General features: G+C 72.0%; 21 protein-coding genes and 1 pseudogene. 14 read left to right on the top strand and 8 right to left on the bottom strand.

Features of this window, described 5'->3' with window-relative positions:
- Positions 1-60 precede the first annotated feature (60 nt).
- The gene (locus tag QIY60_RS03945; protein ID WP_283141163.1) at positions 61-981 is read right to left on the bottom strand and encodes a glutamate ABC transporter substrate-binding protein; all 921 of its coding nucleotides are present in this window, start codon (positions 979-981) and stop codon (positions 61-63) included.
- Between the two features lie 110 nt (positions 982-1,091).
- Positions 1,092-1,877, bottom strand: a complete 786-nt coding sequence (locus tag QIY60_RS03940) for an amino acid ABC transporter ATP-binding protein (protein ID WP_283141162.1) — start codon at positions 1,875-1,877, stop codon at positions 1,092-1,094.
- A gap of 253 nt (positions 1,878-2,130) precedes the next feature.
- On the opposite strand from QIY60_RS03940, the gene QIY60_RS03935 reads away from it, so the two are divergent.
- On the top strand, positions 2,131-2,835 hold the full coding sequence (locus QIY60_RS03935; protein ID WP_266984475.1) for a response regulator transcription factor: 705 nt from the start codon (positions 2,131-2,133) through the stop codon (positions 2,833-2,835).
- Positions 2,836-2,850: 15 nt separating this feature from the next.
- Positions 2,851-4,251, top strand: coding sequence for a HAMP domain-containing sensor histidine kinase (locus QIY60_RS03930; RefSeq protein ID WP_283141161.1), 1,401 nt, complete (start codon positions 2,851-2,853; stop codon positions 4,249-4,251).
- A gap of 25 nt (positions 4,252-4,276) precedes the next feature.
- On the opposite strand, the gene QIY60_RS03925 is transcribed toward QIY60_RS03930, so the two are convergent.
- Positions 4,277-5,272, bottom strand: a complete 996-nt coding sequence (locus QIY60_RS03925; protein ID WP_283141160.1) for a TAXI family TRAP transporter solute-binding subunit — start codon at positions 5,270-5,272, stop codon at positions 4,277-4,279.
- 98 nt (positions 5,273-5,370) lie between these two features.
- Here QIY60_RS03925 and miaB point away from each other — a divergent pair, with 98 nt between their 5' ends.
- Positions 5,371-6,867, top strand: coding sequence for a tRNA (N6-isopentenyl adenosine(37)-C2)-methylthiotransferase MiaB (miaB, locus tag QIY60_RS03920; protein ID WP_283141159.1), 1,497 nt, complete (start codon positions 5,371-5,373; stop codon positions 6,865-6,867).
- Between the two features lie 122 nt (positions 6,868-6,989).
- Here miaB and QIY60_RS03915 read toward each other — a convergent pair whose 3' ends face one another.
- A complete protein-coding gene (locus QIY60_RS03915) occupies positions 6,990-7,115 on the bottom strand; it encodes a hypothetical protein (RefSeq protein WP_283141158.1) in 126 nt (41 codons plus the stop codon).
- 67 nt (positions 7,116-7,182) lie between these two features.
- Between QIY60_RS03915 and QIY60_RS03910 the strand changes: the two genes are divergently transcribed.
- A complete protein-coding gene (locus QIY60_RS03910) occupies positions 7,183-7,905 on the top strand; it encodes a class III extradiol dioxygenase subunit B-like domain-containing protein (RefSeq protein ID WP_283141157.1) in 723 nt (240 codons plus the stop codon).
- Positions 7,906-7,988: 83 nt separating this feature from the next.
- Here the strand turns inward: QIY60_RS03910 and QIY60_RS03905 are convergent, their stop codons facing one another.
- Both QIY60_RS03905 and QIY60_RS03900 read right to left on the bottom strand, forming a co-directional pair.
- Positions 7,989-8,228: an antitoxin gene (locus QIY60_RS03905; protein ID WP_283141156.1), complete on the bottom strand. Its 240-nt coding sequence runs from the start codon at positions 8,226-8,228 to the stop codon at positions 7,989-7,991.
- 82 nt (positions 8,229-8,310) lie between these two features.
- Complete coding sequence (locus tag QIY60_RS03900) at positions 8,311-8,511, bottom strand: gliding motility protein (RefSeq protein WP_349253896.1); 201 nt, start codon at positions 8,509-8,511, stop codon at positions 8,311-8,313.
- 246 nt (positions 8,512-8,757) lie between these two features.
- Here QIY60_RS03900 and miaA point away from each other — a divergent pair, with 246 nt between their 5' ends.
- The 6 genes from miaA to hflX all read left to right on the top strand — a co-directional run bounded on the left by miaA (position 8,758) and on the right by hflX (position 16,839).
- The gene (gene miaA, locus QIY60_RS03895) at positions 8,758-9,696 is read left to right on the top strand and encodes a tRNA (adenosine(37)-N6)-dimethylallyltransferase MiaA (protein WP_283141154.1); all 939 of its coding nucleotides are present in this window, start codon (positions 8,758-8,760) and stop codon (positions 9,694-9,696) included.
- 100 nt (positions 9,697-9,796) lie between these two features.
- Positions 9,797-10,387, top strand: coding sequence for a hypothetical protein (locus tag QIY60_RS03890; protein ID WP_283141153.1), 591 nt, complete (start codon positions 9,797-9,799; stop codon positions 10,385-10,387).
- A gap of 119 nt (positions 10,388-10,506) precedes the next feature.
- Positions 10,507-11,400, top strand: coding sequence for a diaminopimelate epimerase (gene dapF / locus QIY60_RS03885; protein WP_283145806.1), 894 nt, complete (start codon positions 10,507-10,509; stop codon positions 11,398-11,400).
- 139 nt (positions 11,401-11,539) lie between these two features.
- Positions 11,540-13,627 carry an HD domain-containing protein gene (locus QIY60_RS03880; RefSeq protein ID WP_283141152.1) on the top strand — a complete coding sequence of 696 codons (2,088 nt, stop codon included), beginning with the start codon at positions 11,540-11,542 and terminating at the stop codon, positions 13,625-13,627.
- Between the two features lie 80 nt (positions 13,628-13,707).
- Positions 13,708-15,153, top strand: a complete 1,446-nt coding sequence (locus QIY60_RS03875) for a M1 family metallopeptidase (protein ID WP_283141151.1) — start codon at positions 13,708-13,710, stop codon at positions 15,151-15,153.
- A gap of 180 nt (positions 15,154-15,333) precedes the next feature.
- A complete protein-coding gene (hflX, locus tag QIY60_RS03870; protein WP_283141150.1) occupies positions 15,334-16,839 on the top strand; it encodes a GTPase HflX in 1,506 nt (501 codons plus the stop codon).
- A 102-nt stretch (positions 16,840-16,941) separates the two neighbouring features.
- On the opposite strand, the gene QIY60_RS03865 is transcribed toward hflX, so the two are convergent.
- Together QIY60_RS03865 and QIY60_RS03860 are read right to left on the bottom strand one after the other, a co-directional pair.
- The gene (locus tag QIY60_RS03865; protein WP_283141149.1) at positions 16,942-18,111 is read right to left on the bottom strand and encodes a hypothetical protein; all 1,170 of its coding nucleotides are present in this window, start codon (positions 18,109-18,111) and stop codon (positions 16,942-16,944) included.
- A 215-nt stretch (positions 18,112-18,326) separates the two neighbouring features.
- Positions 18,327-19,550, bottom strand: a complete 1,224-nt coding sequence (locus QIY60_RS03860; protein WP_283141148.1) for a hypothetical protein — start codon at positions 19,548-19,550, stop codon at positions 18,327-18,329.
- 485 nt (positions 19,551-20,035) lie between these two features.
- Here QIY60_RS03860 and QIY60_RS03855 point away from each other — a divergent pair, with 485 nt between their 5' ends.
- The 4 genes and pseudogenes from QIY60_RS03855 (at position 20,036) to QIY60_RS03840 (ending at position 26,561) form a co-directional block, all read left to right on the top strand.
- Positions 20,036-21,361 (top strand): diaminobutyrate--2-oxoglutarate transaminase family protein, encoded by a 1,326-nt coding sequence (locus QIY60_RS03855; protein ID WP_283145805.1) that lies wholly within the window; start codon positions 20,036-20,038, stop codon positions 21,359-21,361.
- Between the two features lie 28 nt (positions 21,362-21,389).
- Positions 21,390-23,348 (top strand): IucA/IucC family protein, encoded by a 1,959-nt coding sequence (locus QIY60_RS03850; protein WP_283141147.1) that lies wholly within the window; start codon positions 21,390-21,392, stop codon positions 23,346-23,348.
- A 600-nt stretch (positions 23,349-23,948) separates the two neighbouring features.
- Positions 23,949-24,518: pseudogene (locus QIY60_RS32720) on the top strand (GNAT family N-acetyltransferase); the annotation flags it as partial.
- A gap of 132 nt (positions 24,519-24,650) precedes the next feature.
- Positions 24,651-26,561: an IucA/IucC family siderophore biosynthesis protein gene (locus QIY60_RS03840; RefSeq protein ID WP_283145804.1), complete on the top strand. Its 1,911-nt coding sequence runs from the start codon at positions 24,651-24,653 to the stop codon at positions 26,559-26,561.
- Positions 26,562-26,587 lie beyond the last annotated feature (26 nt).

The raw sequence follows: 26,587 nt of genomic DNA, 5'->3' as shown, positions 1-26,587 counted from the left end.
CGGGCAGGGCAGGGAGCGCCCTCTACGCGCGCGTAGAGGGCGTCCCACCCGTGGGGGGAATCAGTAGCGCTGGACGGCCGGCGGGTCGACGTAGCCGGCGCCGGACAGACCGAGCGTCGCCTCGTAGATCTTCTTGTAGGTGCCGTCCTTGACGTGCTTCTCGATCGCGTCGTTGACGAAGTCGCGCAGCGCCTTGTCGTCCTTGTTCATGCCGACGCCGTACGGCTCCTGGGTGAAGGGGTGGCCGGCGACCCTGAGCTTGCCGGGGTTGGCGGCCGCGTAGCCCTTGAGGATCGAGTCGTCGGTGGTGACCGCGTCGACCTGCTTGGTCAGCAGCTGCTGCACGCAGTCGGAGTACTTGGCGAGCTCGACGACCTTCGCGCCGTACTCCGGCTTCTTGATCTCCTGGAGCGGGGTGGAGCCGACGATCGAGCAGACCTTCTTGCCCTTGACGGTGTCCTTGTCGGTGATCGCGGTCTCGTCCTTGCGGACCAGCAGGTCGGCGCCGGCCTTGTAGTACGGGCCCGCGAAGCCGACCAGCTTCTTGCGCTTGTCGTTGATCGTGTAGGTGCCGAGGTAGTAGTCGACCTGGCCCTTGGAGATCGCGGTCTCGCGGATGCCGGAGTCCACGGTCTTCCACTCGATCTGGTCCTTGGTGAAGCCCAGGTCGGCCGCGATCATCTTGGCCAGCTCGACGTCGAAGCCGGAGCGCTCCTTGGTCGACTGGTCCTCGAAGCCGAGGTAGGGCTGGTCGGCCTTGGAGCCGATGATCAGCTTGCCGCGCGCCTTGGCCGCCTTGAACGTCGGGGAGTCGAGGGTGACGTCCTTGGCGACGGTGTACGTGGGCAGCTGCGGGGCGCCCGACTGGCCGGGCTTGGCGGCCTGCTTGTCGCCCGCGGAACCGGACTTGCCGCCGCAGGCGGTCGCGGTCAGCGCGAGCACAGCGATCGCCGCGAAGGCGGCGGACTGGCGGAGCTTCATGTGAACATCCCTCGTGTCGCTTGAATCGCTCAGATGTGGGGGCCGTCGGCCGGTGGCGCCGGTGGCGGAAGGAGCCGCACTGGGCAGCCGCTCCGGGTCCGCGGGGAGCCTCAGTGGTGAAGGATCTTCGACAGGAAGTCCTTGGCCCGGTCGCTGCGCGGGTTGCTGAAGAACTGGTCGGGCGCGGCCTCTTCGACGATCTTGCCGTCGGCCATGAAGACGACGCGGTTGGCGGCGGAGCGGGCGAAGCCCATCTCATGGGTGACGACGATCATCGTCATGCCGTCCCGCGCCAGCTGCTGCATGACTTCCAGGACCTCGTTGATCATCTCTGGGTCGAGCGCGGAGGTGGGCTCGTCGAAGAGCATGACCTTCGGGTCCATCGCCAACGCGCGTGCGATGGCGACGCGTTGCTGCTGTCCGCCGGACAGCTGCGCGGGGTACTTGTCGGCCTGGGTGCCCACGCCGACCCGGTCGAGCAGGGCGCGGCCCTTCGCCTCGGCCTGCTTCTTCTCCGTCCTGCGGACCTTGGTCTGGCCCAGCATGACGTTCTCCAGCACGGTCTTGTGCGCGAAGAGGTTGAACGACTGGAAGACCATGCCGACGTCGGCGCGGAGCCGGGCCAGTTCGCGGCCCTCCTGCGGCAGCGGCTTCCCGTCGATCGTTATCGCCCCGGAGTCGATGGTCTCCAGGCGGTTGATGGTGCGGCACAGCGTGGACTTCCCGGACCCCGACGGTCCGATCACGACCACGACCTCGCCGCGCGCGATCGTCAGGTCGATGTCCTGGAGCACGTGCAGCGCGCCGAAGTGCTTGTTGACGTTGCTCAGCACGACCAGGTCGCCCGACGCGGGTGCCGCGTCCTCGGCGTCCTTGGCCACTGATACTCCGCTCATCGGCTTCCAGCTCCGCTCTTCCTCGGTTGGGGAGGAACGTAGTGCGCCGCTACGACCAGCGTCATTACATCTGAGCGGAAATTGAGCATCACGATCCGATAGCGGGGTGGCACTCTCCGTGAAGGGGGCGCGCGGTGCAATACCGGCTGCGTAACGGATGCCGCGCTCCGGTGGGTGCCCCCTTGACGCACACCCGCGGCATGGGCGTGGATGCGGGAGTACATGCCTGGCGACGACTACGGAAGGGGGGACGATGAGACTGCTGCTCGTCGAGGACGACGACCACGTCGCCGCGGCCCTGTCCGCCGTGCTCGCCAAGCACGGCTTCGCCGTGGTGCACGCGCGCAACGGCGAGGAGGCGCTGCGGGCGCTGCTGCCCGACGACCGCGCCCCCAAGGAGCCCTTCGGGGTCGTCCTGCTCGACCTGGGACTGCCCGACCAGGACGGCTACGAGGTCTGCGGGAAGATCCGCAAGCGCACCGCCATCCCGGTGATCATGGTCACCGCGCGCGCGGACGTGCGCTCGCGCATCCACGGACTGAACCTCGGCGCCGACGACTACGTGGTCAAGCCCTACGACACAGGCGAGCTGCTGGCGCGCATCCACGCGGTCAGCCGCCGCACCACCACGGGCGAGGACAGCGGCGCGATCCCGGCGGTCGCCCTGCGGCTGGGGCGCGTCCACATCGAGCTGCCCACCCGCCGGGTCAGCGTCGACGGCGAGTGCGTCCAGCTCACCCGCAAGGAGTTCGACCTTCTCGCGCTGCTCGCCCAGCGGCCCGGCGTGGTCTTCCGGCGCGAGCAGATCATCAGCGAGGTGTGGCGGACCAGCTGGGAGGGCACGGGGCGCACGCTCGAAGTGCACGTCGCGTCCCTGCGCTCCAAGCTGCGGATGCCGGCCCTGATCGAGACCGTGCGCGGCGTCGGCTACCGGCTCGTCGCCCCGGCCGCCCTGTAAGGCCCGACACCCCCGGTGCGTACGCGACTCCTGCCGCTGCTGATCTTCCTGCTCGCCCTCGTCCTGATGGCGCTGGGCTTCCCGCTCGCGATCAGCGTCGCCTCCGCCCAGCAGCAGAAGGTGGTCGTCGACCGGATCGACGACACCGCGCGCTTCGCTGCGCTCGCCCAGTTCGTCACCGCCGCCGACGACAAGGACACCAGCAGCAAGGAGCGATTGGCCACCCTGGAGGAGGAACTCGCCCGCTACCACGAGCTGTACGGGATCCGCGCGGGCGTCTTCTTCCGCAACGGCGTGGCCATGGCGAGCGCCCCCAGGGGCTGGGGCGTGCCGGACGACAGCAAGGGCGGTGACGCCTTCCTGGAGGCGCTGGCGGGCCGCAGGAGCCACGATCCGCCCCAGGTCTGGCCGTGGCAGCGCGGACGGCTCGTGGTGGCCTCCCCGGTGGTGCGCGAGGGCGATGTGATCGCCGTGGTGGTCACCGACTCGCCCACCGGGCACATGCGTTCGCGGGCGCTGCGCGGCTGGCTGCTGATCGCGGCGGGCGAGGTGGCGGCGATGCTGCTCGCGGTCGGTGCGGCCTTCCGGCTCACCAGCTGGGTGCTGCGGCCCGTACGCGTCCTGGACGCCGCCACCCACGACATAGCGACCGGGCGCATGAAGTCACGCGTCGCGGTCGCCGGCGGACCCCCGGAACTAAGAAGGCTGGCCCGGTCGTTCAACGAGATGGCGGACAACGTCGAGGACGTGCTGGACCAGCAGCGCGCCTTCGTCGCCGACGCCTCCCACCAGTTGCGCAACCCGCTCTCCGCCCTGCTGTTGCGCATCGAACTCCTCGCGCTCGAACTGCCCGAAGGGAACGAGGAGATCGCCTCGGTGCGCGCCGAGGGCAAGCGCCTCGCCCAGGTGCTCGACGACCTGCTGGGCCTGGCGCTGGCCGAGCACACCGAGGCGGACCTCCGGCTCACCGACATCGGCGCGCTGGCGGGCGAGCGGGTGGAGGCCTGGCGTCCGCTCGCCGAGGACAAGGGCGTGCGGCTCACCGAGCAGCGGGCCGCCGTCACCGCCTGGGCGGACCCCGTGGCGCTCTCCAGCGCCCTGGACGCCGTCATCGACAACGCACTGAAGTTCACTCCGGAGGGTGAGGAGGTCACGGTCGCCGTCGCCGCCGACGGCGATTACTCGAAGATCACGGTCACCGATCTCGGACCCGGCCTGACCGACGACGAACTGAGCCGGATCGGGGACCGGTTCTGGCGCTCGGGCCGGCACCAGAACGTCAAGGGCTCGGGCCTGGGCCTGTCCATCTCGCGGACCCTGCTCGCGGCGGGCGACGGCACCATCACCTACGCCCACCACGAGCCGCACGGCCTGCGGGTGACGCTCCGGGTGCCGCGCACCTCGCCGACGGGCTGAGGCGCCCGCCGGTGGCCGCCGCGGGTCAGGGCTTGGTCGAGAGGTAGTAGCGGCGCGCGCCGTCGTGCAGCGGCAGCGGCTCCGTGTAGATCGCGGTGCGCAGGTCCACCAGCTGCGCGGCGTGCACCTCGCGGCCGATGGCGTCCCTGCTGCGGATCACCGTATGGGTGAACTCCTCGGTCAGACCCGGGTCCGTGCGGTCCGTGGTGACCAGCAGGTTCGCCACCGCGATCGTCGGTACGGCGACGCCCCGCTGCGCCTGCGGATAGGCGTCGGCGGGCATGGTCGCCGCCCGGTAGAAACCGGTGAGGCCGTCCTCGGCGTGCAGCTCGGTGACCAGGTCGCCCAGCGGTACCAGACGGATCTGGTCCTGCTCGGACAGCCGCAGCACCGCCGTGGTGGGCAGCCCGCCCGACCAGAAGAACGCGTCGATCTTCCCGGTCCGCAGCAGCTCCGGCATGGTGTCGATGCCCGCCGACACCGGAGTGATGTCATGCGCCGGATCCAGTTTGGCGGCGGTCATCAGCCGCTGCGCGAGCAGCCGCACCCCCGACCCGGGCTGGCCTATGCCGACCCGCTTGGAGCGCAGGTCCGCCGTCGTGTGCACCGAGGAGTCGCGGGGCACGACGAGCTGGACGTAGTCGTCGTAGAGGCGGGCGCAGCCGCGCAGCCGGTCGGCCCCGACGGAGTCGTCGCGGAGGTATTTGGCCACCGCGTCGGCGGTCGCGATGGTGAAGTCGGCCTGCCCGGTGGCCACCCGCTTCAGGTTCTGCTGCGAGCCCTCGCTGGTCTGGAGCCGGACGTCCACCTCGGGCAGATCGTCGGCCAGCGCCCGCTCCAGCAGCTCGCCGTACCGCTGGTAGACCCCGGTCCGCACGCCTGTACTGAACGTGATCGTCCCCGACGGCCGCGCGGCCCCCAGCGACAGCAGCCACCACAGCAGCAGCCCGAACACCACCAGGGCCGCGACCGCCCCCTGGAGGGCACGGCGGCGGCTGACGCGGGGGAGGGCCTGGAGCATGGCGCGATCCTGCCAGCTCACTCCCCGTGATGGCCAGGCCCGGGGTCGGGGAAGGGCGGGGCGGCCTGTCGGTACGACCTCGTACCCTGGTGTACGAGATGAGCGAGGTAGAGGGTTTGAAAACGTACGAGGTGCGCACCTACGGGTGCCAGATGAACGTGCACGACTCCGAGCGGCTGTCCGGCCTCCTGGAGGGCGCGGGCTACGTACGCGCGCCCGAGGGCAGCGACGGTGACGCCGACGTCGTCGTCTTCAACACCTGCGCGGTGCGCGAGAACGCCGACAACAAGCTGTACGGCAATCTCGGCCGGCTCGCCCCGATGAAGACGAAGCGGCCCGGGATGCAGATCGCCGTCGGCGGCTGTCTGGCCCAGAAGGACCGCGACACCATCGTCCAGCGGGCGCCCTGGGTCGACGTCGTCTTCGGCACGCACAACATCGGCAAGCTGCCGGTGCTCCTCGAGCGCGCCCGCATCCAGGAAGAGGCGCAGGTCGAGATCGCCGAGTCGCTGGAGGCGTTCCCCTCGACACTGCCGACCCGGCGCGAGTCCGCGTATGCGGCCTGGGTCTCCATCTCCGTCGGCTGCAACAACACCTGCACCTTCTGCATCGTGCCCGCGCTGCGCGGCAAGGAGAAGGACCGCCGCCCCGGCGACATCCTCGCCGAGGTCGAGGCGCTGGTCGCCGAGGGCGTCTCCGAGATCACCCTGCTCGGCCAGAACGTCAACGCGTACGGCTCGGACATCGGCGACCGCGAGGCCTTCTCCAAGCTGCTGCGGGCCTGCGGCAAGATCGAGGGCCTGGAGCGCGTCCGCTTCACCTCGCCGCACCCGCGCGACTTCACGGACGACGTGATCGCCGCGATGGCCGAGACCCCGAACGTGATGCCGCAGCTCCACATGCCGCTGCAGTCCGGCTCGGACACCGTCCTGAAGGCGATGCGCCGCTCGTACCGGCAGGAGCGTTTCCTCGGGATCATCGAGAAGGTCCGCGCCGCCATTCCGCACGCGGCCATCTCCACCGACATCATCGTGGGCTTCCCCGGCGAGACCGAGGAGGACTTCGAGCAGACCATGCACACGGTCCGCGAGGCGCGCTTCGCGAACGCCTTCACCTTCCAGTACTCCAAGCGCCCCGGCACCCCCGCGGCGACCATGGAGGGGCAGATCCCCAAGGAGGTCGTGCAGGCGCGGTACGAGCGCTTGGTGGCCCTCCAGGAGGAGATCTCCTGGGAGGAGAACAAGAAGCAGGTCGGCCGCACCCTGGAGGTCATGGTCGCCGAGGGCGAGGGCCGCAAGGACGGCAGCACGCACCGGCTCTCCGGCCGCGCCCCCGACAACCGTCTGGTGCACTTCACCAAGCCGGAGCAGGACGTGCGCCCTGGCGACGTGGTGACCGTCGAGATCACCTACGCCGCCCCGCACCACCTGCTGGCCGAGGGCCCGACCGGTGCCGTGCGCCGCACCCGCGCGGGCGACGCCTGGGAGAAGCGCAACGCGGCCCCGGCGCAGCCCGCCGGAGTGATGCTCGGCCTGCCGAAGATCGGCGTCCCCGAGCCGCTGCCGGCCGCGACGGGCGGATGCAGCGTCGTCTGACCTTCACGTCGTCCGGGCCCCATCCACGCGCGCGTAGACGAAGCCCCTCGCGGGCAGCCCGCTCACGCGCGCGTGGCGGGTTACGGCTCACGACGCGGGTGAGGTGCCCGTACGGGCTCGGCTCACGGACGCGTGAGCGGTTCGAGGTCGTCCACCCCGGACTGGTTGAGGCTGCCGCTCGGCTCACGCGCGCGTGAGCCGAGCCCGTCGTGGCGCGGGTGACCGAGCCCTTCGACTGCTCCGCTCACGCGCGCGTGGCCGGTTCGTGGCGCCCACGCGGGGCCGAAGCCGGGCGTACCGACTACGCTGCGGATCATGCTCGTAGCCGCCGCTGTCTGCCCCTGTCCGCCGCTGCTGGTGCCCGCGGTCGCCTCCGGCGCCGCGCCGGAGCTCGATGCCGCGCGGGAGGCCTGCGCCGACGCCGTGGGGCTGCTGGCCGCCTCCCGGCCCGATCTGCTCGTCGTGGTCGGCCCGGCCGACCAGGCGGCGCGCGGCCCGCATCCGCAGGGCGCGCCCGGGTCCTTCGCGGGCTTCGGCGTGGACCTTCGCGTCAGGCTCGGCCCGGCGCCTGCCGACGGCGACGCGCGCGAGGAGCGAGAGCTGCCGCCCTCGCTCGCCGTCGGCGCATGGCTGCTGGAACGGTCCGGCTGGTCGGACGCCCCGGTCGAGGGACTGGGAGTCGGCGAGCCGCTGGAGGCCGCCCGCTGCGCCGACGCGGGCCGGGGCCTGGGCGCCAGGGCCGACCGCGTCGCTCTCCTGGTGATGGGCGACGGCAGCGCCTGCCGCACCCTCAAGGCGCCCGGCTACCTCGACGAGCGCGCCACCGCCTTCGACGAGGGCGTGGCGAGCGCGCTGGGCGCCGCCGACACGCGCGCGTTGTTGGAGCTGGACGCGGAGCTCGCGTACGAGCTCAAGGCGGCCGGCCGGGCGCCCTGGCAGGTGCTGGCGGGCGCCGCCGAGGGGGCGGGCCTGGGGGGCCGACTGCTGTACGAGGACGCGCCGTACGGCGTGGGGTACTTCGTCGCCGTCTGGTCCTGAGCGACACGAGAGCCCGACCGGGCCGCCACGCCACACGGGGACGGCCGTGGAGCTCGCGCGCTCCACGGCCGTCCCCGAGGTGATCAGGCCGCCGGTGGCGGGGTGCCGCCGTCGTCCTTGTGCGAGATCCGGTCCAGGGCGTCCTTGGCCTTCCCCGTACCCGTTTGGATCTTGTCGCTGTACTTGCCCTTGGTCTTTTCGTCGACCGTCTTGGCGACCTTGTCCAGCCCCTGACCGATCTTGTCCTCGTGCTGCTGCGCGAAGTCGGAGACCTTGTCCTTGGCGGGGGCCAGCTTGGCCTTCAGGTTGTCCAGGAAGCCCATGTGGTCACCTTCCCTCTGCCCTCGCCTCGGGAGTCGTGCGCCCTCGACCAGGGGTCCGTACGAAATGCATGCGTACGCCACGTTACTTCCGGGCGCCCTCGCCCGCCTCGTTGTCCGCCGCTTCCTCCGCCGACTGCTGCTTGGGAATCTCCACGCCCTCCGCGGCGGCCGCTTCGGCGGGCTCCTCCGCCGTGGCCTCCGCGGCAGGCTCGGAATCCGTCTCGGCGGCGGCCTCCTGCTCGCCCTCCACGGCCTCCTCGGCCGTCAGAGTGGTGGCCTCCACCTCCTCGGTTGACTCCGCTACAGCCTCATCGGCCTTACGGCGAAACCTTGAAAAAACGCCCATATCTACTCCATAGCGTACTCGTGTGGGCGAAATCCCACCCCATCCGGAGCGCCTCATTGCGTCGCCCAGGGGCACCGGTTCGGCAAACCGGCGGTCGGAACCTCGCAACAGGCAACGAACCCGCAAGCGCCCCGTCACGTAACTCGTTCGGGGATGGCGGCCGAGGTTTGCGAGACTGTGACCGTGAGAACTGCAGCTCCCGCACCGCGGGTCATCGCCGTCGTCGGCCCCACAGCGGCCGGAAAGTCCGATCTGGGCGTCTTCCTCGCCCAGCAGCTCGGCGGCGAGGTCGTCAACGCCGACTCGATGCAGCTCTACCGGGGGATGGACATCGGCACCGCCAAGCTGACGCTCGACGAGCGCGGCGGAGTGCCCCACCACCTCCTGGACATCTGGGACGTCACCGAGCCCGCCAGCGTCGCCGAGTACCAGAAGCTCGCCCGCGCCGAGATCGACCGGCTGCTCGCCGAGGGCCGCACGCCCGTCCTCGTCGGCGGCTCCGGCCTCTACGTGCGCGGCGCGATCGACGTGCTCGACTTCCCCGGCACCGACCCCGAGGTACGCGCGCGTCTCGAACGCGAGCTGGAGCAGGACGGGCCCGGCGCACTGCACCGGCTCCTCGCCGAGGCCGACCCCGAGGCGGCGCGCGCGATCCTGCCCTCCAACGGCCGCAGGATCGTGCGGGCCCTGGAGGTCATCGAGATCACCGGGAAGCCCTTCACGGCCAACCTGCCCGGCCACGACTCCGTGTACGACACCGTGCAGATCGGCGTCGACGTCGGCCGCCCCGAGCTCGACGAGCGCATCGCCGTTCGGGTCGACCGGATGTGGGAGGCGGGCCTGGTGGACGAGGTGCGCGCACTGGAGGCCCAGGGGCTGCGGGAGGGACGTACCGCATCGCGCGCGTTGGGCTACCAGCAGGTGCTCACGGCGCTCGCGGGGGAGTGCACCGAGGACGAGGCGCGCGCCGAGACCGTCCGCGCCACCAAGCGCTTCGCGCGCCGGCAGGACTCCTGGTTCCGCCGGGACCCGCGCGTGCACTGGCTGAGCGGCGCCGCCGAGCACCGCGGGGAACTCCCGCAGCAGGCGCTGGCGTTGGTCGAACGAGCGGTTACAGCCTGATCACGTGATGGCATCGGGACGCACCGCCGGTCATTCAGGCGCCCGCGCGCGTGCCATCATCGACCTCGATCGACCAGTGGAGTCCGAGTTGGGAGGGCGCGTGGCGATGGAGGCCGGCCCTCGCGACAGAGAGCACGGAACGCGGGACGAGCCCGCGCAACCGGGTCCTTCGGAAGTGACGGCAGTGTCGGAAGGGCCGGACGTGAGCGACGCCGGACGGGAGCCCGCCCACCGCGACGCCCCGGAGCCGAGCCCCGCGGAGCTGAGCGTCGGCGCCCTGGGCCCCGCCGTGCCGGGAGCCGTCGGGCTCACCCCCGACGGACCGCAGGACGACGCCGTGCTCGCCGAGGGCGGTGAGGTCGAGGTCGAGATCCGCCCGCAGCGCAGGCTGCGGATCTGGCAGCTCGCGCCGATCGTGATGCTCGCGGCCATGGGCTCGCTGATGTTCGCCTTCCCGCTCGCCTTCGAGTTCGGCGACGGCGGCCCCGTCGTGGCCATGCTCGGCCTCCTGATCAGCTGCTGCGCCGCCGGCTGGGGCATGATGGCCGCCCGCCGCGTCGGCTACACCTGGCCGGGGCTGCCCGCGCGCGGCTCGGGCGAACGCCCCGACTGGCGGGTGATCGGGCTGTACGTGGGTGGTCTGGCCGCGGCGGTGGCCCTGGCCGTGTGGCGCGTGGCCCGGCTGCGCTGAGCGCCACGAGCAAACACCCGGCCCGGCGGAGGGCGGTGGCCCGCCGGCTCCGACGAGGACGCATCGCCCCAGCCCCTCACCCGGAGTGCCCCGGCCCGTTGTCGGTGGGCACCCGTACGATTGACGGCGTGAACAACACCTCGCCGCTCACCTTCCTCAAGGGCCACGGGACCGAGAACGACTTCGTGATCCTCCCCGACCCGGACAACGTCGTCGACCTGCCCGCCTCCACCGTCGCCCGCCTCTGCGACCGCCGGGCCGGCATCGGCGGCGACGGGCTGCTCCACGTCGTGCGCAGTGCCGCCCACCCCGAGGCGAAGGCCATGGCCGGCGAGGCCGAGTGGTTCATGGACTACCGCAACTCGGACGGCTCGATCGCCGAGATGTGCGGCAACGGCGTGCGCGTCTTCGCCGGGTACCTCCAGCGCGCCGGGCTCGTCGAGGAGGGCGACCTGGCGATCGCCACCCGGGGCGGCGTCAAGAAGGCGCACATCGCCAAGAGCGGCGACATCACCGTCTCCATGGGCCGCGCCGTGCTGCCGGAAGAGGGCGTCACCGTCGAGGTCGAGGGCCGCAGCTGGCCCGCCCGCAACGTCAACATGGGCAACCCGCACGCGGTCGCCTTCGTCGAGGACCTGGCCCACGCGGGCGAACTGCGCTCGGTGCCGCCGTACAGCCCGGCCGCCGTCTACCCGGAGGGTGTCAACGTCGAGTTCGTCGTCGACCGGGGCCCCGGCCACGTGGCGATGCGCGTCTACGAGCGCGGCTCCGGCGAGACCCGCTCGTGCGGCACGGGCGCGTGCGCGGTCGCCGTGGCGGCGGCGCGCAGGGACGGCACGGACCCCGCCGTCACCGGCGCCCCCGTGACGTACACGGTGGACCTCCCGGGCGGGACTCTGGTGATCACGGAGTTCCCCGACGGCGAGATCGAGATGACCGGCCCCGCCGTGATCGTCGCCGAAGGCGTGATCGATCCGGCGCTCCTCGAAACGGTTGAAACGGCCATGGCCTGAACCTTCGCTCGAATGGGTGATCCGGTTCACGCTGAGCGAGAGCCGGACTGCGCCACGTGGTGGGGTCGGTAGCATCAAGCACCGGCCCGGAGGGCACGCCTGCCTTTCCACCGCCGGTCGATGCTGCCGGAGGTGCCCCATGAGTGCAGAGGCCACGAATCCTGACGCACAGAGTCGCCGCCGCGGCCTTCCCAGGATCGACCTCCGCAGGCTGGGCCGGGCCGCCCTGCTGGGCCCCACCTCGCGCGACCGGCTGCCCGACGCCATCGGGCACGTCGCCGAGGCGCACCGGGCCCACCACCCCGACGCCGACCTGGCGGTGCTGCGGCGCGCGTACGTCCTCGCGGAAACGTCCCACCGGGGCCAGTTCCGCAAGAGCGGCGAGCCGTACATCACGCATCCGCTGGCCGTCACCCTGATCCTCGCCGAACTGGGCGCCGAGACCACCACGTTGACCGCCTCGCTGCTGCACGACACCGTCGAGGACACCGAGGTGACGCTCGATCAGGTACGGGCGGAATTCGGCGAGGAAGTCACCTATCTGGTGGACGGCGTCACCAAGTTGGAGAAGGTCGACTACGGCGCGGCGGCCGAACCGGAGACCTTCCGCAAGATGCTCGTCGCCACCGGCAACGACGTACGCGTGATGTCGATCAAACTCGCGGACCGGCTGCACAACATGCGCACCCTGGGCGTGATGCGCCCGGAGAAACAGGCGAGGATCGCCAAAGTCACCCGTGACGTGCTGATTCCGCTGGCCGAACGGCTGGGGGTGCAGGCCCTCAAGACCGAGCTGGAGGATCTGGTTTTCGCCATCCTCCACCCCGAGGAGTACGAGCGCACCCGGGCCCTGATCGCGGCCAACTCGGGCTCCGAGGACCCGCTGACCGCCATCGCGGACGGCGTCAGGGCGGTGCTGCGCGAGGCGGGCATCAGCGCCGAAGTCCTCATCCGGCCACGGCACTTCGTCTCCGTCCACCGCGTCCAGCTCAAACGCGGAGAGCTGCGCGGCACCGACCTGGGCCGGCTGCTCGTCCTGGTCGCCGAGGACGCCGACTGCTACGCCGTCCTCGGTGAGCTGCACACCTGCTTCACCCCGGTGATCTCCGAGTTCAAGGACTTCATCGCGGCCCCCAAATTCAACCTGTACCAGTCGCTGCACACGGCGGTGGCGAGCTCCGACGGCGCGGTGGCCGAAGTCCTCATCCGCACCCACCAGATGCACAGGGTGGCCGAAGCCGGCGTCGTCGCCCTCGGCAACCCGTACGCCGGTGGCGGGCCCGGCGACGGCGCCGACCCGGACGCCGACGAGCGCGAGGACCCCACCCGGCCCGGCTGGCTCTCCCGCCTCCTGGACTGGCAGCAGAACGCGCCGGACCCCGACACCTTCTGGTCCTCCCTACGGGAGGAACTGGCGCAGGACCGCGAGATCACCGTTTTCGGCGCCGACGGCCGCACCCTGGGCCTGCCGGCCGGGGCGAGCTGTGTGGACGCCGCGTACGCCCAGTACGGCGAGGCCGCCCACCGCTGCATCGGCGCGCGCGTCAACGGCCGTCTGGCGACGCTCAGTACGGTGCTGAGCGACGGCGACACCGTGCAACTGCTGCTCGCCCAGGACGCCGCCTCCGGGCCGTCCCCGGACTGGCTCGACCACGCCAGGACCCCGGCCGCGCGGATCGCCATCACCGGCTGGCTCGCCGCCCACCCCGAAGGGGTCAAGGTCCCGGCGGCCGCGCCCCGCCCGCAGGTCTCCGTCACCACCGACCGGCGCAGCGCCGCCAACGCCGTCACCGACCTGCCTGATGCGACGGTACGGCTCGCGGGGTGCTGTACGCCGGTGCCGCCGGACGCGGTCACCGGCTTCGCGGTGCGCGGCGGCGCCGTGACCGTCCACCGCGAGGAGTGCCCGGCGGTGGCCCGTATGACGGCCCTCGGACGGGCCAGGGTCGGGGTGCGCTGGGGCGACACCGCCGCCTGCCGGGTCACGCTGGTCGCCGAGGCGTTCGGGCGCCCGCGCCTGCTCGCCGACCTCACCGAGGCCATCGCCACCGCGGGCGCCGCGATCGTCTCCGCCACCGTCGAGCCGCCCAGCGAGCAGCGGGTGCGGCACACCTACACGCTCCAGCTGCCCGACGCCGCCGAGCTGCCCGCCCTGATGCGCGTGATGCGCGATGTGCCGGGGGTGTACGACGTGAGCCGCGCGCAGCACCCGGCCGCGGCCGGCTGAACCGACGGGCCGACGCTCGTTCGGGTGGGGGTGGTGCGCGTCGGCCCCGCCCTCGCACGGTGTGCTGGTAGCGGTAGGGCATGCTGCTCTCCTCACGCCGTGTGCGTGCCGCTCTGCTGGCCACCGCAGCCGCCTGTGTCCTGGCCGCAGCCCCACCGCCCGCCCCGGCCGGAATCGGCGATCCGCTGTTTCCGCGGCTGGGCAACCCGGGGTACGACGTCCTCTCGTACGACATCGGATTCACCTATCAGGGCGACAACAGCAAGCCGATGGAGGCCGTCACCACCATCGACGCCCGTGCCACCGGCTGGCTCGACCGGATCAACCTGGACTTCGCGCGCGGCACCGTCCACGGCGTCGAAGTGAACGGGGCGAAGGCCGAGTTCGCCGGCGCCGACGAGGATCTGGTGATCACCCCACGCCGTCCCGTGTACACGGGAGAGGGGCTGCGGATCACCGTCCGGCACACCAGCGACCCGCGCGGCGCCGAGGACGGCGGCTGGGTGCGCACCAGCGACGGCCTGGTGATGGCCAACCAGGCCGACGCCGCGCACCGCGTGTTCCCGTGCAACGACCACCCCTCCGACAAGGCGATGTTCACGTTCCGGGTGGACGCCCCGAAGGAGTACACGGTCGTCGCCAACGGGCTGGAGACCGGCCGGACGAGGGCGGGCGGCCGGGCCGTCTCCACGTACCGCACCGAACACCCGATGGCGACCGAGCTCGCCCAGGTCTCCATCGGCCGCTCGGCCGTGGTGCGCCGCGAGGGGCCGCACGGGCTGCCCGTGCGCGACGTCGTCCCGGCGGCCGACCGGCAGCAGCTGGAGCGCTGGCTGAAGAAGACGCCCGCCGAGATCGCGTGGATGGAGGACAAGGTCGGGCCGTACCCGTTCGAGACGTACGGCGTCCTGATCGCCGGCGCGGACACCGGCTTCGAGCTGGAGACCCAAACCCTGTCGCTCTTCGAGCGCTCGCTGTTCGTGCGCGCCGGGTACCCCGAGTGGTACGTGGACTCGCTGATGGTGCACGAGCTGGCGCACCACTGGTTCGGCGACAGCGTCTCCCCGCGCGCGTGGTCCGACCTCTGGCTCAATGAAGGGCACGCCACCTGGTACGAGGCGCTGTACGCACAGGAGCACGGCAAGCAGCCGCTGGAGACCCGGATGCGCGAGGCCTACCGCCAGTCCGACGCCTGGCGCGCGGCGGGCGGGCCGCCGGCGGCCCCCAAGCCGCCCACCCCCGGCCAGAAGATCAGCATCTTCCGGCCGGTCGTCTACGACGGGAGCGCACTGGTGCTGTTCGCGCTGCGGCAGGAGATCGGGGAGGCGAAGTTCGGCGAGCTGGAGCGGCGCTGGGTGAGCGACCACAAGGACGGGACGGCCACCACCGCCGACTTCGTCGGCCTCGCGTCCGAGGTCGCCGGGCGCGACCTCGCCGGGTTCCTCCAGGGCTGGCTGTACGGGGCGAAGACGCCACCGATGCCCGGGCACAAGGACTGGCGCAGCGCCGCACCCCGGCACGCCTAGGCGCACGGGCCCTGTCCCCGGCCCGCCCAGCGCCGGAAAACCGGGGTGACGGCCCCGGTGGCACCGTGCGACCATCGTCGGGTCGGCGGCGCTGCCGGGGCCGGATTCCACTCGGGAATCTTTCGGGTCCATTACGCGTTGTGACCGACGTAACCGCAATTCCAACGACGTAAGGATCCAATGACCTCCTCTTCATCCCCTTCCCAGGACGAGCAGAGCTTCGCGGAGAAGAACCGCACCGAGAGCCTTCGGGCCGATGCCCTGATGGAAGAGGACGTCGCCTGGAGCCACGAGATCGACGGCGAGCGGGACGGCGAGCAGTTCGACCGCTCCGAGCGCGCCGCCCTGCGGCGTGTGGCGGGCCTCTCCACCGAGCTGGAAGACGTCACCGAGGTCGAGTACCGCCAGCTGCGCCTGGAGCGCGTCGTGCTGGTGGGCGTCTGGACCACGGGCACGCTGAAGGACGCGGAGAACTCCCTGGCGGAGCTCGCGGCCCTCGCCGAGACGGCGGGCGCGATGGTGCTCGACGGTGTGTACCAGCGCCGTGACAAGCCCGACCCGGCCACCTACATCGGCTCCGGCAAGGCGCAGGAGCTGCGGGACATCGTCCTGGAGTCCGGCGCCGACACCGTCGTCTGCGACGGTGAGCTCAGCCCCGGCCAGCTGATCCATCTGGAAGACGTCGTCAAGGTCAAGGTGGTCGACCGGACCGCCCTGATCCTCGATATCTTCGCCCAGCACGCCAAGTCCCGAGAGGGCAAGGCCCAGGTCTCGCTCGCCCAGATGCAGTACATGCTGCCCAGGCTGCGCGGCTGGGGCCAGTCGCTCTCCCGGCAGATGGGTGGTGGCGGCTCCGGCTCGTCCGGCGGCGGCATGGCCACCCGTGGTCCCGGTGAGACCAAGATCGAGACGGACCGGCGGCGGATCCGCGAGAAGATGGCGAAGATGCGCCGGGAGATCGCGGAGATGAAGACCGGCCGCGAGATCAAGCGCCAGGAGCGCCGTCGCAACAAGGTCCCCTCGGTCGCCATCGCCGGATACACCAACGCCGGCAAGTCCTCGCTGCTCAACCGCCTCACGGGCGCGGGCGTGCTGGTGGAGAACGCGCTGTTCGCCACCCTCGACCCGACCGTGCGCCGGGCCGAGACCCCCAGCGGTCGGCTGTACACACTGGCCGACACCGTCGGGTTCGTCCGGCACCTGCCGCACCACTTGGTCGAGGCGTTCCGCTCCACCATGGAGGAGGTCGGCGACTCCGACCTGATCCTGCACGTGGTGGACGGCTCGCACCCGGCTCCGGAGGAGCAGCTGGCCGCCGTGCGCGAGGTGATCCGCGAGGTGGGCGCGGTCGACGTGCCCGAGATCGTGGTGATCAACAAGGCGGACGCGGCCGACCCGGTGGTCCTCCAGCGCCTGCTGCGGATCGAGAAGCACTCCATCGCGGTCTCCGCCCGTACGGGCATGGGCATCGAGCAGCTGCTCGGCATCATCGACGCCGAACTGCCGCGCCCCGAGGTCGAGATCGAGGCCCTCGTGCCGTACACGCACGGACAGCTGGTCTCGCGGGCACACGCCGAGGGCGAGGTGATCTCCGAGGAGCACACCCCGGAGGGCACGCTGCTCAAGGCGCGGGTGCACGAGGTGCTGGCGGCGGAGCTCGCTCCGTACGTACCGGCCAAGCACTGACCGCACGCGCGCGGCCGGGCACTGACCGGTCCGTTCGAGCGAACAAGGCCCGCCCCCTCCGTACGAGGGGACGGGCCTTGTCGTCGTCAGGTGCCGGCAGCCTTACTGGCCGCCGTACTTCTGACTCATCTGGGTGAAGATCTGCCGGGCGCCGGCGCCCAGCTGGGGTCCGGCCAGCCAGCCCGAAGTGACCGGGCCGATCGAGGTGTTGGAGACCAGCTCCGCCTTGCCGCTCGTGCCGGTGATGAACCAGCCGCCACCAGAGGAACCGCCGGTCATCGTGCAGCCGATGCGGTACATCGCGGGCGTGCCCGGGGTGACCGAGAGGCGGCCGGGGCGGTCGACGCACTTGAACATCTTGAGGCCGTCGTACGGCGGCGCCGCCGGGTAGCCCCAGGCGCCCATCGCCGAGACGGAGTGCGCGGCGGGCGTCGAGAAGTTGACGGTCAGCGCGTTGCCGACGGTCTCTTCGAGCGACTTGGTGCCGTTCTCCGGCTTCACGTGCAGCACGGCGTAGTCGTACGGGGCGCCGGTGCCGCCGGTGTGGCCGCCGCCGGCGATCCACTCGCCCGAGGTCGAGGCCCAGTCGGCCCAGTACGCGCCGTACGGGGCGATCTCCTGCGACTGCGCGTTGCGCAGCTGCGCCGCCGACTTGCCCTTGTCGTTGTAGGCCGGGACGAAGGCGATGTTGCGGTACCAGCCGCCCTTGGCGCCCGCGTGGACGCAGTGGCCCGCGGTCCAGACGAGGTTGGACTTGCCGGGGTGCGCCGGGTCCTTCACGACGGTGCCCGAGCACACCATGGAGCCCTCGGGGGAGTCGAAGAACACCTTGCCGACCGGGGCGGCGTAGTCGTGGTACGGCAGGCTCTCGGCCTTGGCCTGGACCGGCCGCGGCTCCGGGTCGCTGGTGCCCGGGTCGCCGTTGACGTCACCGGCGGCCATGGTCTTCTGCGGGTCCTTGGCGGACCGCATCCGCTCGGGCTTCCACAGGCCCGCGATGACCGGGTTGACGAAGTCCTTGGCCTCACGCAGCCACTTGGACTTCTCCCAGTTCTTCCAGTCGCCGTTCTTCCACTTGTCGGGGTCGACGCCGTGCTTCTTGAGTGCGCCGGCGACGTCGTCGGGAAGGCCCTGGTCGCCCTTGCCCTGGGCGGTGCTCGACGCGGACGGCTTGCTGTCCGCGCCGTCGTCGCCGGGGCCGCACGCGGTGGCCGTCAGCGCGAGTGCCGCCACGAGGCCGGTGGAGGCCAGCAGCGGACGTATGGATCGCATGGAAACGATTCCCCCTGAGTTGTGCTCGTACCTTGTTCAGTTGCGCGTGCCGGGCCGCACGCCGAGACGGCGTGTTGCCATGGGCACGTCATATCGGGAAACGGGGTCTTCCGGGACCGCCGTTTCGCAGCCCCCCACTATGCCGTTAGCTCGTGGGGGTCTCGCACAGAGGTCCGGGAGCTCTCGTGGAGAGAGCTCCCGGACCCCGGCCGGGCCTACTGGCCCGCGTACTTGTTGCTGACCGAGTCGTACACGCCCTTGGCCTCCGGGCCCAGGCGCGGGCCCGCCAGCCAGCCGGCCGTCACCGGGCCGATGGAGGTGTTGGAGACCAGCGAGGGCTTGCCGTCGGCGCCCGCGGCGATCCAGCCGCCGCCGGAGGAGCCACCGGTCATGGTGCAGCCCAGGCGGTACATCGTCGGGGTGCTGGCGTCGAGCGAGAGCCGGCCCGGCTTGTCCTTGCACTGGTACAGCTTCTGGCCGTCGTACGGCGGCGCGGCCGGGTAGCCGTTCGCCGTCATGCTCGCGATCTTCGGCACGGCCGGGGCGTTGAAGTCCACCGGGAGGGCCGAACCGACCGTCTCCTCAAGGGACTTGTTGCCCTTGCCCTTCTCGGGGGTGACGTGCAGCACCGCGAAGTCGTACGGAGCGCCCTGGCCGCCGGTCGGGCCGCCGCCCTGGATCCACTGCTGCGAGGTCTGCGCCCAGTCGGCCCAGAACACGCCGTACGGCGCGATCTGCTGCCTGGTCGCCTTCTGCAGCTGCGCGAGCGACATGTCGGCGTTGTTGTACGAGGGCACGAAGGCGATGTTGCGGTACCAGCCGCCCTTGGCGCCCGCGTGGACGCAGTGGCCCGCCGTCCACACCATGTTGGACTTGCCGGGGTGCGCCGGGTCCTTCACGACGGTCGCCGAGCAGACCATCGAGCCCTCGGGGCCGTCGAAGAAGAGCTTGCCGAGCTCCGGCAGGCTCTGGTGGTACGGGGCTTTCTGGGCCTTGGCCTTGACGGGCTTCGGGGTCGGGTCCGTCACGCCCTTGTCGCCCGAGATGTCGTTGGGGACGGGCTTCTGCGGGGGCTTCTCGGCCTTCCGCATCCGGTCCGGGTCCCACAGGTCCTGGATGATCGGGTTGACGAAGTCCTTGGCCTCACGCAGCCACTTGGACTTGTCCCAGTTCTTCCACTCGCCGTTCTTCCACTTGTCCGGGTCGATCCCGTGCTTCTTGAGCCGGTCCTTGATGTCGTCCGGGATCTGGAGGCCGTCGCCGCCGGCGGTCGCCGAAGCGGTCGGCTTGGAGTCGGCCTTGTCGTCGCCGCCCGGACCGCACGCGGTGGCGGTCAGGGCGAGAGCGGCCGTGAGGCCGAGCGCGGCCAGTACGGGGGAGGTCCGGCGATGTGCGCCCCTCCCACCACGGGCCGCGGAGTTCGGACGTGTCGGTCGCATGTTCTTGATCCCCCTGGGACTTCGGTACTGAAGCTGCTGATGCGCGGTGCAGCCACCGTTGCTCCACCGCTTGCCGTTACTGAAGCGAACCCGCCGGCTTCGTCGAAGCCAGCGGCCCACCTCGCCCCGGCCGAAAAGCTCCGGCCGAAGTGCGGCCCCCACTATGCCGGTGCCGGTTGGGACGGTGCGCGGCAGGGCCGCGGTTCCGCTCCGCAAGGATCTTCGCGCTTGCCCGTGATCCTCCGGCCCCGGCGTCGTTGGTACGTACGGGGGACGACACGCCAGCGTTCAGCCCCACCGTTCGCACCGGGCAACGGGCGTGCCACGGAACCGTCACAGGGTCCCGGCGCGGCTGGCACAGCAGGCACAGCGGAGCGCGCACCGTGGGAGGACCAGAACTCGTGGCCGTGACCGAATCCGCGCCGGTACCAGCACCGGCCGAGCTTCCGACCACATCGCCGCGGACACCGCCCGCCCACGAGGGGATCCTGCGGCGGCAGTCCCTGCGCGAGTCCGCCGCCCGGACGTACGCCCGCTCGCTACCGATCGTGCCCGTGCGGGCCCGTGGACTGACCATCGAGGGGGCGGACGGGCGGCGTTACCTCGACTGCCTCGCGGGCGCGGGCACCCTGGCCCTCGGGCACAACCACCCGGTCGTGCTCGAAGCCATCCGCAAGGTCCTCGACTCGGGCGCCCCGCTGCACGCGCTCGACCTGGCCACCCCGGTCAAGGACGCGTTCACCACCGAGCTGTTCACCACCCTTCCGCGGCCCCTGGCCGACCACGCGCGGATCCAGTTCTGCAGCCCGGCCGGGACCGACGCGGTCGAGGCCGCGCTCAAGCTGGTCCGCACGGCGACCGGCCGCGGCGGGCTGCTCGCCTTCACCGGGGCGTACCACGGCATGACGGCGGGCGCCCTCGACGCCTCGGGCGGTGCCTCCAGCGCCCGGGTGACGCGGTTGCCGTACCCGCTCAACTACCGCTGTCCGTACGGCGTGGGGGGCGAACGCGGCGCCGAGCTCGCCGCCCGGTGGACCGAGAGCCTGCTCGACGACCCCAAGGGCGGGGTGCCCGCCCCCGCCGGAATGATCGTCGAGCCGGTGCAGGGCGAGGGCGGGGTGAACCCCGCGCCCGACTCCTGGATGCGCCGGATCCGCGAGATCACCGCCGCCCGCTCCATCCCGCTCATCGCCGACGAGGTGCAGACCGGCGTGGGGCGCACCGGCGCCTTCTGGGCCGTCGAACACAGCGGGATCGTGCCGGACGTGATGGTCCTGTCCAAGGCCATCGGCGGCTCGCTGCCCCTTGCTGTCATCGTCTACCGCGACGACCTCGACGTCTGGCAGCCCGGCGCCCACGCGGGCACCTTCCGGGGCAACCAGCTCGCCATGGCCGCGGGCACCGCGACCCTCGCCTACGTCCGCGAGAACCGGCTCGCCGAACGCGCCGCCCTGCTCGGCGGCCGGATGCTCGCCCGGCTCCAGGGCCTGGCGGCGGACCACCCCAGCATCGGTGACGTCCGCGGCCGGGGCCTGATGATCGGCGTCGAACTCGTCGACCCCGAGCGCGAGGACCCCCACACCGGCACCGCGACCGCCGCACCCGCGCTGGCCGCCGCCGTCCAGCGGGAGTGCCTGCGCCGGGGCCTCATCGTCGAACTCGGCGGCCGCCACTCCAGCGTCGTGCGCCTGCTGCCTCCCCTCACCCTCACCGACGAACAGGCGGTCGCCGTCCTCGACCGGCTGGCCGACGCCCTGGCCGCCGCGGAGCGCGCGACCCGCCACCGGACCGATGCCGGGCCGTCCCACTGACCCGGTCCACCACACAAGGAAGCCCACCGTGAACCGCATCCCCGCACCCGACGCGCCCGACGGCCCCGGCCGCCCCACCGCCCCTTGCGGCCCCCTTGTGGCAGAGACGGCGACGGTGCCGCGCCAGAAGGCGGGGATCCACGGCGAACGGCTGCCCGCCGACGACCCGACCGAGCGCGATCAGGACCCCCGAGACCAGGGCCCGCGGACCCAAGTCCCCGTGGTCCAGGACCTCCTGGAGCGGGAGCTCCTGGACCACCCGGATCCGGAAGCCGCCGCCGAGGCCGCGGCCGTCGAGAACCTGCTCCGCTGCTGGGTACGGGAGAACGACCTCGCCGCACCCGAAGGGCCCGTGCTGCGCATCCCGCTGCGCGCCAGCGGCACCGCCCTGCTCGTCCCCGTCCGGTACTGGTCCGCCACCGGATGGCACCGCTTCGGCATGCCGGAGCTGGAGGGCGCCCCGCACGGCGCCCCGGCCGCCGACGCCGTCACCGTGGCCGCCCTGATCAACCGCGAGTCCGGCCGCAGCGAGGGTGCCGAGCTGGTGGGTCGCGTCGCGGATTCGGTCCGGCGCACCGCGGAGTTCATCGCGGAACGCCGCCGCCACCCCGGCCCCGCCGACGAGGCCGACCTCTTCCTCTCCGCCGAACAGTCCCTCCTCCTCGGTCACCCCCTCCACCCCACCCCGAAGAGCCGCGAAGGACTCTCCGAGGCCGAAGTACGCCTCTACTCGCCCGAGTTGCACGGCTCCTTCCCGCTCCACTGGATGGCCGTCGACCGCACCGTCCTCGCCGCCGACTCGGCTTGGACGGACGGCGGCCGACCGGTCACCGCCGACGAACTCACCGCCCGGCTCGCCGTCGGACTCCACGTCCCGGCGAACACCGTGGCACTGCCCCTGCACCCCTGGCAGGCGCGCGAACTCGCCCACCAGCCGGCCGTCGTCGAACTGCTCGACGCCGGGTTCCTGCGCGACCTCGGCCCCCACGGCGACCCCTGGCACCCCACCTCCTCCGTCCGTACCGTGCACCGGCCCGGCGCCGACGCCATGCTCAAGCTCTCCCTTGGCCTGCGCATCACCAACTCCCGCCGGGAGAACCTCCGCAAGGAACTCCACCGGGGCGTGGAGATCCACCGGCTGCTGCGCACCGGCCTCGCCGAGGAGTGGCAGGCGGCGCACCCCGGGTTCGACATCGTCCGCGACCCGGCGTGGCTCGCCGTCGACGCCCTGGACGGCCAACCGGTGCGTGGGCTCGATGTGATGATCCGCCACAACCCGTTCGGCCCCAGCGACGACGCCGTCTGCATCGCCGCCCTGACCGCGCCGCGCCCCCTGCCCGGCCGCCCCGAGACCGTGATGCACTCGCGGCTCGCGGACATCGTGGCCAAGCTCGCCGCCCGCACCGGCCGCCCGACCCCGGCCGTGTCCGCCGAGTGGTTCCTGCGCTACCTCGACCAGGTCGTCCGCCCCGTGCTCTGGCTGGACGCCACGGCGGGGATCGCGCTCGAAGCCCACCAGCAGAACACGCTGGTGCTGCTCGACCCCGACGGCTGGCCCGTCGGTGGCCGCTACCGCGACAACCAGGGCTACTACTTCCGCGAGTCCCACCGCGACGCCCTCGAACGCCGACTGCCCGGAGTCGGCGCCGCCAGCGACACCTTCGTCTCCGACGCCGTCACCGACGAACGCTTCGCCTACTACCTCGGCATCAACAACGTCCTCGGCCTCGTCGGAGCCTTCGGGGCCCAGCGCTTGGCCGACGAGCGTGTGCTCCTCGCCGCCCTGCGGCAGTTCCTGGCCAAGGCCACCGTGCTCGGCTCGCCGCTGCCCGCGTACCTGCTGGACAGCCCGACCCTGCGCTGCAAGGCCAACCTGATGACCCGGCTGCACGACCTCGACGAACTCGTCGGCCCGGTCGACACCCAGTCCGTCTACGTCACCATCGCCAACCCCCTTCACACCACCGGACGCATCACCGGAACTTGATCCCCACGAACAGCTGAATGACGAGAGAGGAACGTCGCCGTGCCTCCCACCGATGCGAGCACCGACGCCGACGCCGGAGCCGGTCCCTCCCCCCAGCCCGGCGGCGCCGAGGACACGCTGGACATGCGGCTGCCCTACGAACTCATCGCGCTGTTCGGGGAGTCGAAGGCGGACGGGACGGGCGCGGTGGAGGTGGGAGGCGGCAGCGGGGGTGAGGGCAGCGGTGAGGACGGCGTCCCGGACCCCGGGACCCCCGACTCCCGGACTCCCGAGTCCGGCGTCCTCGACTACCAGACCCCCGAGCCCGGGGCGCCAGACTTCGGGCCGCCCGCCCCCGGGACCCCCGACGCCGGAGCCCCGGGCTGCGGAACCCCCGGCCCCGTCGCGGCCGAGCCCGCGACGGTAGGCGTGGAAGCAGGCCCCCGCACCCCGTCACATCGCCAGCCCGAAGCCGCCCGCTCCGATGCGGCGGCTCCCGGCACCGCCCACTCGTACGGCCCGGTCGGCGCGTCCTACCTCGCCCCTCGCACTGCCTCCCCTCGCGCCCCGCACACGGCCTCCCGTATCGCCTCCCACCTCGCCCCTCACCCCGGCGGGGACGACCTGCTCGACTGCCCCGGGGCGTGGGGACCGGTCACCACGCCCGTCGGCGTCTTCCAGCTCGTACCCGTCCGTGTCGAACGTGACCTCTCCCTTCTGAGCACCTGGATGAACGATCCCGCCGTGGCCGCCTTCTGGGAGCTGGCCGGGCCCGAGTCGGTGACGGCGGCCCATCTCCGTCCCCAACTCGACGGCGACGGGCGGAGCGTGCCGTGCCTCGGGCTGCTCGACGGCGCCCCGATGAGCTACTGGGAGATCTACCGGGCCGATCTCGACCCGCTGGCCCGGCACTATCCGGCGCGTCCGCACGACACCGGTATCCACCTCCTCATCGGCGGTGTCGCCGATCGCGGGCGTGGGATCGGGACCACGCTGCTCCGGGCCGTCGCCGATCTCGTACTCGACAACCGGCCGCTCTGTCCCCGTGTGGTCGCTGAACCCGATCTGCGCAACACCCCCTCCGTATCCGCCTTTCTGAGCGCCGGCTTCCGGTTCTCCGCGGAAGTCGACCTTCCCGACAAGCGGGCCGCCCTCATGGTTCGTGATCGCGCGCTCAGGAACCTGCTGTGAACCACCCGCTGCCCTACATACACCGCTCGAACCGCATCGGTTCCACCCCGAGGAGTCGCCTTGCCGAACCTGCTTGTCCCCGATGATTCCGAGGAACAGGAGGAGCCACTCACACCGCCCACGCCGCCCGGGCTGTCCACACCACCCGCGCCGCCCGCGCCGTCCACACTGCTCGCGCCGCCCGAGCTGAACCGCGAAGCCTGGGACCGCGCGGCCCGTCGGCTGCTGGCCAAGATGCTCGGGGCCTTCGCGTACGAAGGGATCATCGAGCCGGTCGCGCAGCGGGACGGCGGCAGCGAGGGCCTCCGACCGGAAGGCTCCGACGAGGCCCCGGGACGGGACGGCACCTCCGACGGCACCTCCCGCGACGCCGCCCACGGCATCCCCCGCCGCCCCTGCGCCCCCTACACCCAGCCCCTGGACGACGGCTCCGCCCTCTCCTTCCGGGCCCGGCGCGGCGCGTACGACGACTGGATCGTCGACGCCGACTCCGTCAGCCACGGCGGGCGGCCCTTCACCGACCCGCTCGCCTTCCTCGTGCGCGCCCGCCGCACGCTCGGGCTCGACGGCGCCACCTTCGGCCACCTCGTCGGCGAGCTCACGGCCACGCTCGCCGCCGACACCCGCCTCGACCACACCGCGCTGCCCGCCGCCCGCCTCGCGGAGCTCGGGTACGCGGAGCTGGAAGGCCACCAGACCGGGCACCCCTGGCTCGTCCTGAACAAAGGGCGGGTCGGGTTCTCGGCCGTCGACGCCGCCCGGTGGGCCCCCGAGGCCCGCAGGCCCGCCCGGCTGCCCTGGATCGCGGTCCGCAGGGACCTCGCCCGCTACCGGGGCGTCGGCGCGCTCGCCACGCCCGACCGGCTCTACACCCGGGAGCTCGACCCGGCGGTCCGCGAGGGCTTCGCCGACGCGCTACGCGCGCGTGGTCTCGCCCCGGACGACTACCTCTACCTTCCCGTGCACCCCTGGCAGTGGGACGAGGTGGTGCTGCCGCTCTTCGCCCCGGCCGTCGCCGAAGGCGCGATCGTCCCGCTGCCGGGCGACGCCGACCTCCGGCTGCCGCAGCAGTCCATCCGGACCTTCCTCAACACCTCGCGCCCCGACCGGCACACCGTGAAGCTGCCGCTGTCCATCCTGAACACGCTGGTCTGGCGGGGGCTGCCGACGGAGCGCACGCTCGCCGCACCGGCCGTCACGGCCTGGGTGCACGCCCTGCGCGACGCCGATCCGTTCCTGCGCGACGAATGCGGGGTGATCCTGCTCGGAGAGGTGGCCTCCGTGGCGGTCGAGCACCCGCTGTACGACCACCTCGCCGAGGTTCCGTACCAGTACAAAGAGCTGCTCGGGGCGATCTGGCGTGAGCCGCTGCAGACCCGCCTCCGGGCGGGCGAACGCGCGCGTACCCTCGCCGCGCTGCTCCACACCGATCCGCAGGGACGTACCTTCACCGCCGAACTCGTATCCCGCTCGGGCCTCGCCCCCCAGGTCTGGCTGCGCCGGCTGTTCGGCGCGCTGCTGCCGCCGCTGCTGCGGTTCCTCTACCGCTACGGGACGGTCTTCTCGCCGCACGGGGAGAACGCCATCGTCGTCTTCGACGACCACGACGTACCCGTACGCCTGGCGATCAAGGACTTCGTGGACGACGTCAACGTCAGCGCGGAAGCGCTGCCCGAGCACGACTCCATGCCCGAGGACGTACGGGACGTCCTGCTGACCGAGCCGCCCTCCTTCCTCACCCAGTTCATCCACTCCGGTCTCTTCGTCGGTGTGTTCCGCTATCTCGCGCCGCTGTGCGAGGAGCAACTGGACGTTCCGGAGGGCGATTTCTGGGCGCTGGTGCGCGACGAGATCCTGCGCCACCAGGCGCGGTTCCCCGAGCTCAAGGAGCGGTACGAAACGTTCGACCTGCTCACGCCGCGTATCGAGCGGCTCTGTCTCAACCGGAACCGCCTGCACCTGGACGGCTACCGGGACCGCCCCGAGCGCCCGCACGCGGCCGTCGCGGGCACCGTCCCGAACCCGCTCGCACCGCCGACGTGATCCGATTGTCAGTGGTGCCCCGTAGG

This window comes from Streptomyces sp. BPTC-684, from assembly GCF_030028635.1.
Classification (GTDB): domain Bacteria; phylum Actinomycetota; class Actinomycetes; order Streptomycetales; family Streptomycetaceae; genus Streptomyces; species Streptomyces noboritoensis.
Note: the sequence above shows the minus strand (reverse complement) of the source record. Positions and strands in the feature narration are given on the sequence as shown.